This window comes from Streptomyces sp. NPDC052109 (assembly GCF_040680195.1).
In the GTDB taxonomy this organism is placed as follows: domain Bacteria; phylum Actinomycetota; class Actinomycetes; order Streptomycetales; family Streptomycetaceae; genus Streptomyces.
Genome location: NZ_JBFAWF010000017.1, coordinates 156,857 through 169,116, shown reverse-complemented (window position 1 = coordinate 169,116; position 12,260 = coordinate 156,857). Strand labels below are relative to the sequence as shown.

Here is a 12,260-nt window from a genome sequence, read left to right as displayed (position 1 = left end):
GCCGGTATTAGAATGGGGGCATGGTGCGCACCCCTCTCACCCCCGAAGAGCGTGAACGCGGCGAGCGGCTCGGGCGGCTGCTGCGCGAGGCGCGCGGCGGCCGGAGCATGACCGAGGTCGCCGCGCAGGCGGGCGTCTCCGCCGAGACGCTGCGCAAGATCGAGACGGGGCGGGCGCCGACGCCCGCGTTCTTCACCGTGGCCGCGCTGGCCGGGGTCCTCGGGCTGTCGATGGACGAGCTGGTCGCGCGCTGCGTGCTCGTGGCCGCGTGAGGCGCCGGGTCCGCGCGACGGGCAGGAGCCCGCGCTGAGCTGTCCGCGCACTGCCGGAAAACTCTGTGTAGCAACGCCGTAACACGACTGGTGTTGCCTGACCGGTGAAAGTGCCGGCGGTCGGGTGGGAGCTGAGCGATGGCGGCGTATCAACTCCCTCGCGGGGTGCGGGAGTTCGCGAGCTACCTGAATGGCCTGCTGGCTCGCCTGGATCGGGGTGGAGGCTGGAGCGGGGTCTTCTGGCAGCGCGACCCCGACGGCATGCGGGCCTGTCTGGACGGGCGCGAGGTGCCGCCGTGGGACGTGGTGGAGGCGCTGTTGGAGGATCTCGCAGCGGCATACGGCCCCGCCGCCGCGGCGTCCGAGCGGGAACGGGCCCGCGCCCTGTACCGGGCCGCGCACACGGCGTACGACGCCCGGCCCGGCGCGCGGGACGCGCTGCTCGACCGCCTGGACGTGATGCTCCGTGAACAGCGCCACGCCGCCGGGCGCCGGGCCGAACTGATCCGCCTGCTGTCCCTGCCCTCCTCCGCCGAAGGGGCCGACTCCCTCCGCCTCGACCTCGCCTGGGCCGAGGACGACCACGACCGCGCCACCGCGAGGTGCACGGAACTCCGCGCCCGCTTGGCGGAGTTGGACCGCCGGGGAGCGGTGGATGCGGGTGCGGTGCGGAGCGGCGGCGAGCCCGCGGGTGAGGAGGCGGCGCAACGGGCTGCGCCCGCCGGGGCGCCGGTGGCCTTCCGGGATGCCGACGGCCAGGGCGGATGGGCGGCGGGGGAGTGGCGGCGCGTGGGGCGGACCGGCGGAGAGGCCGGGCTGCCGTGGGCCGGCGAAGGCGGGGGTGCGGAGGCGGCGGGGCGGAGTGCGCCCGCCGGGCTGCCGCCGCGCTCCACGGACGCCCCCCGAGCCTCGACGTCCGCTCCGGCCCCGCCGGCCGCCAGGCCCGCCCGCATCTCTCCGGTCCACAGACCCGACGCCTCGGCCTCGGCCCCGGCAGGCGCCCCGCTCGCTCCGGGCGTGGCTGTTTCGACCCCGCCCGGTGTGAGGCCCATCCACACCCCTCCAGCCCCCACGTTCCACGTCCCCACGCCCCACGCCCCCGCGCCGGACGTCCCCACGCCCCACGCCTCGGCGCCGGACGCCCCCGCACAGGGCCCGGAAGCCGCCTCGCCCGCTCCGGGCGTCGCCGTGCCGGCCCGGCAAGCCGCCCCACCCGCTCCGGAGGCCACCGCACTCGCCCCGCAAGCCGTCCCGCCCTCACCCCGAACCCGAGCCACCACCGTGCCCCACCCGTTTCCTGGAACAACCGGCCCCGAGCCTCCCGGCGCCCCCGCCAAGTCCCGTAAGCGGCGGCGTGGCAGCGCCCGGTTCGCCGGGATGGTGGGGGAGGACGCGGCCGCCGCGGTCGTGTTGCCGCAGGCCTCCCCGCCGGTCGTGCCGGAGGCACCCACGCGTCGTACGCCGCGCGGGGCGCGGTTCGCCGGGGTCGGGGAGGCGCCCGCACCCGCGGCGGGCCCGGTCGAGGTGGTGGACGCAGGGGCGGAAGCCGCGGTGGCCGGGGCCGTGGAGCGGCTCGCGCGGCTGCGGCGCGAGGGGCGCAGCGGGGAGGCGCATGTACTGCTCGTCGAGGCCGTGCAGTGGCCCGCCGGGCGTTTCCCGGCCCTCGCGGACGCGCTGTACCACGCCGGGCTCGGCGCCGACTGGGCGACACTGCTGTGGGAGGCCGCCTCGCTGCCCCCGGAGCGGCTGGTCGAGGTCGCCGCCGCGCTGACCGCCGCCGGACGGGCCGACGACGGGCAGCAGCTGCTGCGGCAGGGCGTGGGCCGCCCGGCGGAGCAGATCGGCGCGGCTGTGCTACGGCTGGAGGGCGAGGGGCGCCGGGAGGAGGCGGCCGCGCTGCTGGACGCCTGTGTGCGGGTCCGTACGGCGAACGAGGCCGCCCGGAGCGTCGCACCCGATCCGCGCCGGCTCGTCCCGCTGCTGCTCCGCGCCGCACAGGCCGTCTCCGCCGAGCGGCACTGGGACCTCGTGCACGCGCTGCGCGTGGCTGGACACACGGCGTGACCGGTGGGGCGGTCGCAACATCCCGGTATGCTCCGTTTCACCCCTTCGGGCGATCCCTTCGCCCACCCACGGGCGTGTGAAACGTGATCGACTCCGCGGGTTGACGACGATGGTCTTGGCAAGGGCCTCCCGGAGGCTTACTTTCGTCCCTCTACGCCCTGCTCTACGGGCGTAGAGGCTCTGCGGTCCCGTCGAAGGAGCAGCTCATGGCCAACGTCGTACGAGCCGCCCTGGTCCAGGCCACCTGGACCGGCGACACCGAGTCCATGGTGGCGAAACACGAGGAGCACGCCCGCGAGGCGGCCCGGCGGGGTGCCAGGATCATCGGGTTCCAGGAAGTCTTCAACTCGCCGTATTTCTGCCAGGTCCAGGAGCCGGAGCACTACCGCTGGGCCGAGCCGGTTCCCGACGGGCCGACGGTGCGGCGGATGCAGGACCTCGCGCGCGAGACCGCCATGGTCGTCGTGGTCCCGGTCTTCGAGATCGAGCAGTCCGGTTTCTACTACAACACCGCCGCCGTGATCGACGCCGACGGCACCTACCTCGGCAAGTACCGCAAGCACCACATCCCGCAGGTCAAGGGCTTCTGGGAGAAGTACTACTTCAAGCCCGGCAACCTGGGCTGGCCCGTCTTCGACACGGCCGTGGGCAAGGTCGGCGTCTACATCTGCTACGACCGGCACTTCCCGGAGGGCTGGCGGCAACTCGGCCTCGGTGGCGCCCAGTTGGTCTACAACCCGTCCGCCACCCACCGGGGTCTGTCGGCTCACCTGTGGCAGCTGGAGCAGCCCGCGGCGGCCGTCGCCAACGAGTACTTCATCGCCGCCATCAACCGCGTGGGGCAGGAGGAGTACGGCGACAACGACTTCTACGGGACCAGTTACTTCGTCGACCCGCGCGGGCAGTTCGTCGGCGAGGTCGCGAGCGACAAGTCCGACGAACTCCTCGTCCGTGACCTGGACTTCGACCTGATCGAGCAAGTGCGGCAGCAGTGGGCCTTCTACCGCGACCGCCGCCCGGACGCCTACGAAGGGCTGGTGCAGCCGTGAACGATCTCTACTCCCGCCACCGCCAGGTCATGCCCGACTGGCTCGCCCTCTACTACGACGAGCCGATCGAGATCACCCACGGCGAGGGCCGCCACGTCTGGGACTCCGCCGGCAACAGGTACCTGGACTTCTTCGGCGGCATCCTGACGACGATGACCGCGCACGCGCTGCCCGAGGTGACCAAGGCGGTCAGCGAGCAGGCCGGGCGGATCATCCACTCCTCGACGCTCTATCTCAACCGGCCCATGGTCGAACTCGCCGAACGCGTCGCGAAGGTGAGCGGCATCCCGGACGCCCGGGTCTTCTTCACCACCTCCGGCACCGAGGCCAACGACACCGCCCTGCTGCTCGCCACCGCCTACCGGCGCAGCAACACGATCCTGGCGATGCGCAACAGCTACCACGGCCGCTCCTTCAGCACGGTCGGCATCACCGGCAACCGCGGCTGGTCCCCGACCTCGCTGTCCCCGCTGCAGACCCTGTACGTCCACGGCGGCGTACGCACCCGCGGCCCGTTCGCCGAGCTGGACGACCGCGCCTTCATCGACGCGTGCGTAGCCGACCTGAGGGACATCCTCGGCCACACCCGGCCACCCGCCGCGCTGATCGCCGAACCCATCCAGGGCGTCGGCGGCTTCACCTCGCCGCCCGACGGGCTCTACGCCGCGTTCCGCGAGGTCCTGGAGGAGCACGGCGTCCTGTGGATCGCCGACGAGGTGCAGACCGGCTGGGGCCGCACCGGCGAGCACTTCTGGGGCTGGCAGGCGCACGCCCGCAGCGGGCCGCCCGACCTCGTCACCTTCGCCAAGGGCGTCGGCAACGGCACCTCGATCGGCGGGGTGATCGCCCGCGCCGAGATCATGAACTGCCTGGACGCCAAAAGCATTTCGACGTTCGGCGGCACCCAGCTCACCATGGCCGCCGGTCTCGCCAACCTCACCTACCTGCTGGAGCACGACCTCCAGGGCAACGCCCGCCGCGTCGGCGGCCTGCTCATCGAGCGGCTCCGGGCCATCGCCGCCCAGCTCCCCGGTGTACGCGAGGTCCGCGGCCGCGGCCTGATGATCGGCGTCGAGCTGGTGAAGCCGGGCACCGACGAGGCCGATCCGCAGGCGGCCTCCGCCGTGCTGGAGGCGGCCCGCGAGGGCGGACTGCTCATCGGCAAGGGCGGCGGCCACAACACCAGCGCCCTGCGCATCGCCCCACCGCTGTCGCTCACCGTCGCGGAGGCCGAAGAGGGTGCGGCGATCCTGGAACGGGCGCTCAGGGGCACGCACCAGAGGTACTAGAGAACGGGTGTACGGCCATGACCACCACCTTGGAGTCCCGGTACGGCTGGGAACCCGCCCTCTCCGTCCGCCAGGTGCTCACCCTCGAGCGGGTCCTCGCCGGGGAGCCCGAGGTGGTGGCCGGTGCCGCGCAGCTCGACCGGCCGGTGCGCTGGGTGCACGTCGCCGAGGCCGCCGATGTCGGGGTGATGCTCAGCGGCGGCGAGATGGTGCTCACCACCGGCGTGCTGCTGGCGGGTGACGAGGCCAAGCAGGCCGAGTACATCCAGTCGCTGCACCGGGCCGAGGCCTCCGCCGTCGTGCTCGGCCTCGGGCGCGCCTTTCCGGCACCGCCCGAGGTGATGCGCCGGGCCGCCGAGCGGTGCGGACTTCCCATGGTCGTCCTGCACCGGCCGTTCCCCTTCGCCGAGCTGACCGAGGAGGTCCAGTCCCGTCTGGTGCGGCGGAAGTTCGCCGCCGTCAGCCTCTCGGAGACCGTACGGACCGAACTCACCGCCCTGATCACGGCCGGCGCCCCGCTGCAGCGCCTGCTCGACGAGGTCGCCCGGCACAGCGGCTGCCCGGTCGTGGTCACCAACCTCGCCCACCGCGTCCTCGCCACGGCGGGGGAGCGCTCCGCGGTGGACGACGTGCTGCGCGACTGGGAGCGGGTCGCCCGGCAGGCCTCCGCCGGCGCCGGCGGAGGCTGGATCAGCGCCGAACTCGGCGGGCGCGGGGAGCGCTGGGGCCGGCTGCTGCTGTGCGGCTACCGGGGCGAGACGGCCACCGGGCGGCTGCTCGCCGACCGGGCCGCCGAGGCGCTGGTCCTGCACCGCATGCTCGGCGGCGGCTCCGCGCACTCCTGGGAGGAGGAGTCCGCGCAGAGCCTGCTGACCGACCTGGTCTCCGGGGTCGTACCGGCCTTCCGGCTGCTGCCCCGGGCGCGCGCGGCCGGGCTGCCGGTCAACCGGCGCACCTTCGTCCCGCTCGTCGTCCTCGGCCGTGGCACGGACGAACTCGACCGAGTGCTCCGCCTGTTGGGGATGTCCGGGCTGGTCGCCGAACTCGCCGACGGCGTGGCCGCCGTGCTGCTCAGCCTCGCCCGCGACCAGGACGCCGAGGCGCTGACCGCCCACTTCGCGACCCGGCTGCGCGCCGGGTCACGGGCCGTGGTCGCGGCCGGCGAGCCGCGTACCGGCTGGGACGGCGTGCCCGCGGGGCTGCGCGAGGCCCGGCATGTCGCCGATGCCGTCGCCGGCTCCTCGGCCGCCCTCGACCTCCCGGCCGTCGTCCGCCTGAAGGACGTACACCTGCGCGGACTGATCCGGCTGCTGCGCGACGACCCGCAGGTGCAGTCCTTCGCCGAGCGGGAGCTGGACGGGCTGCTGGGCGACGCCGGACCGGAGTTGCTGAACGTGCTGCGGACGTATCTCGCGACCGGCCGCAACAAGTCCCGCACCGCCCAGCTCCACCATGTCTCCCGGCCGGCCCTCTACCGCCGCCTGGAGGCCATACAGACCCGCCTCGGCGTCGACCTGGACGACTTCGAACAGGCGGCCTCCCTGCACATCGCACTCCTCGCGCACGACGCGCAACAGGGGTGAAACATGCGACGACCTGGGAAAACGACGGTGAAACATGGGCTCGCGAACACGTGACACGGTGGCACGCCCACGGCCCGCAGACGTGACACGCTGCCAATCGAACGCCGCTCAGCGGCTTTCTAGGCTCGGGGCACACCGAGCTACCGGAGGTCCCGATGAGCCGAGTGATCCGTGCCGCCCTGTTCCAGACCGCGTGGACCGGCGACAAGGAATCCATGATCCAGGTCCACGAGCAGGCGGCCCGGGACGCGGCCGCGCAGGGCGCCCAAGTCCTCTGCTTCCAGGAGCTGTTCTACGGCCCCTACTTCTGCCAGGTCCAGGACAAGGCCTTCTACGAGTACGCCGAACGGATCCCCGAGGGCCCGACCGTCCGGCGCTTCCAGTCCCTCGCCCGCGAACTGGGCATCGTCCTGGTCCTGCCCATGTACGAGGAGGAGCAGCCCGGCGTCCTGTACAACACGGCAGCGGTGATCGACGCGGACGGCTCGTACCTCGGCAAGTACCGCAAGACCCACATTCCCCAAGTACAGGGATTCTGGGAGAAGTTCTACTTCCGCCCGGGCAACAGCGGCTGGCCCGTCTTCGACACGGCCGCCGGCAGGATCGGCGTCTACATCTGCTACGACCGCCACTTCCCGGAGGGCTGGCGGGCGCTGGGCCTGGCCGGGGCCGAGATCGTCTTCAACCCCTCGGCCACCTCGCGTGGCCTGTCCCGCTACCTCTGGCAGCTGGAGCAGCCGGCGGCGGCCGTCGCCAACGAGTACTTCGTCGGCGCGATCAACCGGGTCGGCGTGGAGGACCTGGGCGACAACGACTTCTACGGCACGACCTACTTCGTGGACCCCGAGGCCCAGTTCGTCGGCGAGGTGGCGAGCGACAAGGAGACCGAACTCGTGGTGCGCGACCTGGACCTGGCGAAACTCCGCGAGGTCCGCGACCGCTGGCAGTTCTACCGGGACCGGGCGCCGGGCGCGTACGAGCCGCTGACGGCACCGTAGGGCGCCCCACAGGGGCCCGGGACCGCGCCCGGTCTGCGGCTGCCGCAGCGCGGGCGCGGCCGGCCACGACGGACCCGCACGTGACCAACGAGGAAGAGGACCCATGACCGGTCGTACTGTCATCCGCGGTGGTCTCGTCATCACCGCATCCGACGAGATCCACGCCGACGTCCTGGTCGAGGACGGCCGCATCGCCGCCCTCGCGGCGTCGGGCACCCCCGCGGCGGAGGCGTTCACCGCCGAGCGGGTCATCGACGCCACCGGGAGGTACGTCATCCCGGGCGGCGTCGACGCGCACACCCACATGGAGCTGCCGTTCGGCGGCACCTTCGCCTCCGACACCTTCGAGACCGGCACCCGGGCCGCCGCCTGGGGCGGTACGACGACGATCGTCGACTTCGCCGTGCAGAGCGTCGGCCACACCCTGCGCGAGGGCCTGGACGCCTGGCACGCCAAGGCCGAGGGCAACTGTGCGATCGACTACGCCTTCCACATGATCGTCTCCGACGTGAACGACGAGACGCTGAAGGAGATGGATCTTCTCGTAGAGGAAGGCGTGACCTCGTTCAAGCAGTTCATGGCGTATCCCGGAGTGTTCTACTCCGACGACGGGCAGATCCTGCGCGCCATGCAGCGCTCCGCCGAGAACGGCGGGCTGATCATGATGCACGCCGAGAACGGCATCGCCATCGACGTCCTGGTCCAGCAGGCCCTGGCCCGCGGCGAGACCGACCCCCGCTACCACGGCGAGGTTCGCAAGGCCCTGCTGGAGGCCGAGGCCACCCACCGCGCCATCCGGCTCGCCCAGGTCGCGGGCGCCCCCCTGTACGTCGTCCACGTCTCGGCGGCGGAGGCGGTGGCCGAGCTGGCCCGCGCCCGCGACCAGGGCCTGAACGTCTTCGGCGAGACCTGCCCGCAGTACCTGTTCCTGTCCACCGACAACCTCGCCGAACCGGACTTCGAGGGCGCCAAGTACGTGTGCAGCACTCCGCTCAGGCCGAAGGAGCACCAGGCCAGGCTGTGGCAGGGACTGCGCACCAACGACCTCCAGGTGGTATCCACCGACCACTGCCCCTTCTGCTTCGTGGGCCAGAAGGAACTGGGCCGCGGCGACTTCTCCAAGATCCCCAACGGCCTGCCCGGCGTGGAGAACCGCATGGACCTGCTCCACCAGGCCGTCCTCGACGGGCACATCTCCCGCCGCCGCTGGATCGAGATCGCCTGCGCCACCCCGGCCCGCATGTTCGGCCTGTACCCGAAGAAGGGCACCATCGCCCCGGGCGCCGACGCCGACATCGTGATCTACGACCCGCATGCCGAGCAGGTCATGTCGGCCGACACCCACCACATGAACGTCGACTACTCGGCCTACGAGGGCAGGCGCACCACCGGCCGGGTCGAGACGGTGCTCTCGCGCGGCGAACTCGTCATCAGCGAGCGGGAGTACACCGGACACGCCGGCCACGGCGTCTTCACCCCGCGCTCCACCTGTCAGTACCTCAACTAATCGAACGAGGAGTGGCGCCCATGGACTTCGGACTCGTCCTGCAGACCGACCCGCCGGCATCCCGTGTCGTCAGCCTGATGAAACGGGCCGAGCGCAACGGGTTCAGGTACGGCTGGACGTTCGACTCCGCCGTGCTCTGGCAGGAGCCGTTCGTGATCTACAGCCAGATCCTCGCCAACACCACGAAGCTGACGGTCGGACCGATGGTCACCAACCCGGGCACCCGCACCTGGGAGGTCACCGCCTCCACCTTCGCCACCCTCAACGACATGTTCGGCAACCGCACCGTCTGCGGCATCGGCCGCGGCGACTCCGCGATGCGGGTCGCGGGCCGCACGCCCAACACCCTCGCGCGCATCAGCGAGGCGATGAAGGTCATCCGCGCCCTGGGCCGGGGCGACGAGGCCGACCTGGGCGGCACCAAGGTCCGGTTCCCGTGGATCAAGGAGGGCGCCGAGCTCCCCGTCTGGATGGCCGCGTACGGCCCCAAGGCGCTGAAGATGACCGGCGAGGAGGCCGACGGGTTCATCCTCCAGCTGTCCGACCTCTACCTGACGGAATACATGGTGAAGGCCGTCAAGGACGCGGCCGCGGCCGCCGGACGCGACCCCTCCGAGGTCACCATCTGCGTGGCGGCCCCGGCGTACGTCACCGAGGACGACTCGCCCGAGGCACTCGCCCACGCCCGCGAGCAGTGCCGCTGGTTCGGCGGCATGGTCGGCAACCACGTCGCCGACCTGGTCGCCAAGTACGGCGAGCACTCCGCCCAGGTCCCCGACGCCCTCACCGACTACATCAAGGCACGGCAGGGCTACGACTACGCCCACCACGGGCGCAGCGGCAACCCGGACACCCAGTTCGTGCCGGACGAGATCGTCGACCGGTTCTGCGTCATCGGCCCGGCCGAGAAGCACATCGAGAAGCTGACCGCACTCCGTGCGCTGGGCGTCGACCAGTTCGCGGTGTACGACATGCACGACGCGCAGGAAGCCACCATCGACGCCTACGGCACGCAGGTGATCCCCACCGTCAACGCCTGAGCCCACCCCTCTTCTTCGACCCCCCACGCCCCCTCTTGGTCTCCCCTCCCCGCCGCCCGGGGAGGGGGCTGGTGCCCGCACGGCCACTCCCGACCCACCTCACCCGATTGGCCAGCCCATGACCGACACCGCTCCCACGGCCATACCCCTGTCCCGCCAGGTCACCCTCCCCGACGGGCGCGTGGAACTAGCTCCTGGCACCCCTCTGCCCAGCGGCCCGTACGCCAACGAGGACCTGCTCCCGGTCCCGGCGGCGAGGCGCACCTGGACGACGTACAACTTCTCGGCGCTGTGGGTCGGCATGGCCCACAACACGGCTTCCTGGACGCTGGCCTCCGGCCTGATCGCCGTCGGCATGGACTGGAAGCAGGCGGTGTTCACCATCGCCCTCGCCAACCTGATCGTGCTGCTGCCGATGCTGCTCACCGGACACGCGGGCCCCAAGTACGGCATCCCGTTCCCGGTCTTCGCCCGCGCCTCCTTCGGCGTGCGCGGCGCCAACCTGCCGGCCGTCGTACGGGCGTTGGTGGCCTGCGGCTGGTTCGGCATCCAGACCTGGATCGGCGGCGAGGCGATCTACTTCCTCGCCGGGAAGCTGATCGGCGACGGCTGGTCGAACGCGGCGCAGCTCGGCGGCTACGCCTGGACCATGTGGCTGTCGTTCGCGATCTTCTGGGCGATCCAGGTCGCGATCATCTACCGGGGCATGGACACCATCCGCCGGTTCGAGAACTGGGCCGCGCCCTTCGTGCTCGTCGGCGCGTTCGTGATGCTGTGGTGGATGAGCAGCAAGGCCGGCGGCGTCGGCCCGCTCTTCGACCAGCCGTCGAAGCTCGGCTGGGGCGGGGACTTCTGGAAGCTGTTCTGGCCGTCCTTGATGGGCATGATCGGTTTCTGGTCCACCCTGTCGCTCAACATCCCGGACTTCACCCGCTACGGGCGCAGCCAGAAGGCCCAGACCTGGGGCCAGGCTCTCGGCCTGCCGACGACCATGACCCTCTTCGCGTTCCTGTCCGTTCTGGTGACCTCCGGTTCCCAGGCGGTGTACGGCAAGCCGGTCTGGGACCCGGTGCAGCTGGCGGCGAAGACGGACAACGTGGTGGGACTGCTCTACGCCCTGGTGACGGTCCTGGTGGCCACCCTCTCGGTGAACATCGCGGCCAACCTGGTCTCCCCGGCCTTCGACTTCTCCAACGTGGCGCCCAGGAAGGTGAGTTTCCGCAGCGGGGCCCTGATCACCGCGGTCCTCGCCGTCCTGATCTTCCCCTGGAAGCTGTACTCCGACCCGCAGGGCTACATCTTCACCTGGCTCGGCCTGGTCGGCGGCCTGCTGGGCACGGTCGCGGGCATCCTCGTCGCCGACTACTGGCTGCTGCGCCGCACCCGCCTGGACCTCGCCGACCTCTACCGCACCGGCGGCCGGTACTGGTACGCGGGCGGCTGGAACTGGCGGGCGGTCGTCGCGTTCCTCGCGGGCGGCGTCCTCGCGGTCGGCGGCGCCAGCTTCAAGCCCCTGATCGACGGCCGCCCGATCCCCGCCCTGTCCTCCCTGGCCGACTACGGCTGGGCGGTCGGCCTCGGCACCTCCCTGGTCCTGTACCTGACCCTCACCCTGCTGACCGGCCGCCGGGCGGCCACCGCGTGACGCGGCCGGGGCGGGCGCTCAGCCGGACTGGGACTGCCCGCCCCCGAGTGCGGAGACCGCGGCCCGGGCCGCCTGGATGGCCCCCTTGTTGATCACGTCCGTGTCGGGCGCCTTCTTCGTCTCGAAGTCGCTTCCGTTGTAGGTGACGACCACCAGGGCATTGGACACGCGGACCATCACCACGCCCTCCCGGGTCTGCTGCTTGTCCTCGGTGGTCAGGTTCACCACGGAGTACGCGCTGTCCCCGAGCCCCGGCACGGCTCCGCCCCCGCTCTTCTCCTTCACCCGCTGCTGGTACTCCTGCTGCGCCTCCTGGGCCGACTCGCTGATCTCGAACGACACGTCGAGCCAGCGGTAGTCGTAGCCCTGCAGCGCGTTCCAGGAACAGGTGCGGCGCAGCTTGGCGTCCGTCGACGGGATCTCCTTGCCGGCGGTCTTCGCCCCGGGCACCAGGGACTTGACGGTCGCCGCCGGCACGCTGGGGCAGGGGGAGGGGGCGGCGGCGTACGCCTTCGCCGTCGCGCCGGACGACGGGTCGGAGGAGGACGAAGAGGAGGAGGACGACTGGGTGGACGTCTTCTGGCCCAACTGGTGCCCGGCGGCCGCCGGCTGCGCGGCCGGACCGGACGACAGCGCCCAGCCGGCGCAGGCCAGGACCGCGACCGGCGTCAGTCGCGCGGTGAGGGCGAGCGGCAGAGGAAGGGAACGCACGGCACACTTCTCGTGGGGGAGGGGGTACGGAAGGGGTCCGCAGGGGTGGACGGTGGGACGCCAGTGTCACACGACTCCCTGTGGGGCGGAAGTGGGAACTCC

10 protein-coding genes are annotated in these 12,260 nt (G+C 71.9%); 9 read left to right on the top strand and 1 reads right to left on the bottom strand.

Annotated features, from left to right (window positions below; translation table 11 throughout):
- The first annotated feature begins 20 nt into the window (after nt 1–20).
- From AB0L59_RS29555 to AB0L59_RS29515, 9 genes are all read left to right on the top strand, one after another.
- Nucleotides 21–272 (top strand): helix-turn-helix transcriptional regulator, encoded by a 252-nt coding sequence (locus AB0L59_RS29555; RefSeq protein WP_365589522.1) that lies wholly within the window; start codon nt 21–23, stop codon nt 270–272.
- A 138-nt stretch (nt 273–410) separates the two neighbouring features.
- Nucleotides 411–2,336 carry a hypothetical protein gene (locus tag AB0L59_RS29550; protein WP_365589520.1) on the top strand — a complete coding sequence of 642 codons (1,926 nt, stop codon included), beginning with the start codon at nt 411–413 and terminating at the stop codon, nt 2,334–2,336.
- Nucleotides 2,337–2,542: 206 nt separating this feature from the next.
- Nucleotides 2,543–3,385 carry a nitrilase-related carbon-nitrogen hydrolase gene (locus tag AB0L59_RS29545; protein ID WP_365589518.1) on the top strand — a complete coding sequence of 281 codons (843 nt, stop codon included), beginning with the start codon at nt 2,543–2,545 and terminating at the stop codon, nt 3,383–3,385.
- A 29-nt stretch (nt 3,386–3,414) separates the two neighbouring features.
- Nucleotides 3,415–4,674, top strand: coding sequence for an aspartate aminotransferase family protein (locus AB0L59_RS29540; RefSeq protein WP_365589569.1), 1,260 nt, complete (start codon nt 3,415–3,417; stop codon nt 4,672–4,674).
- 17 nt (nt 4,675–4,691) lie between these two features.
- Nucleotides 4,692–6,257, top strand: a complete 1,566-nt coding sequence (locus AB0L59_RS29535) for a PucR family transcriptional regulator ligand-binding domain-containing protein (protein WP_365589516.1) — start codon at nt 4,692–4,694, stop codon at nt 6,255–6,257.
- 155 nt (nt 6,258–6,412) lie between these two features.
- Complete coding sequence (locus AB0L59_RS29530) at nt 6,413–7,255, top strand: nitrilase-related carbon-nitrogen hydrolase (RefSeq protein ID WP_356313946.1); 843 nt, start codon at nt 6,413–6,415, stop codon at nt 7,253–7,255.
- Nucleotides 7,256–7,358: 103 nt separating this feature from the next.
- On the top strand, nt 7,359–8,762 hold the full coding sequence (gene hydA, locus AB0L59_RS29525; RefSeq protein ID WP_365589514.1) for a dihydropyrimidinase: 1,404 nt from the start codon (nt 7,359–7,361) through the stop codon (nt 8,760–8,762).
- Between the two features lie 20 nt (nt 8,763–8,782).
- Entirely contained in the window at nt 8,783–9,802 is a 1,020-nt protein-coding gene (locus AB0L59_RS29520; protein WP_365589512.1) for a TIGR03842 family LLM class F420-dependent oxidoreductase, read from the top strand.
- A 118-nt stretch (nt 9,803–9,920) separates the two neighbouring features.
- Entirely contained in the window at nt 9,921–11,447 is a 1,527-nt protein-coding gene (locus AB0L59_RS29515) for an NCS1 family nucleobase:cation symporter-1 (RefSeq protein WP_365589511.1), read from the top strand.
- A gap of 18 nt (nt 11,448–11,465) precedes the next feature.
- Here the strand turns inward: AB0L59_RS29515 and AB0L59_RS29510 are convergent, their stop codons facing one another.
- Nucleotides 11,466–12,158, bottom strand: coding sequence for a hypothetical protein (locus AB0L59_RS29510; protein WP_365589509.1), 693 nt, complete (start codon nt 12,156–12,158; stop codon nt 11,466–11,468).
- Nucleotides 12,159–12,260 lie beyond the last annotated feature (102 nt).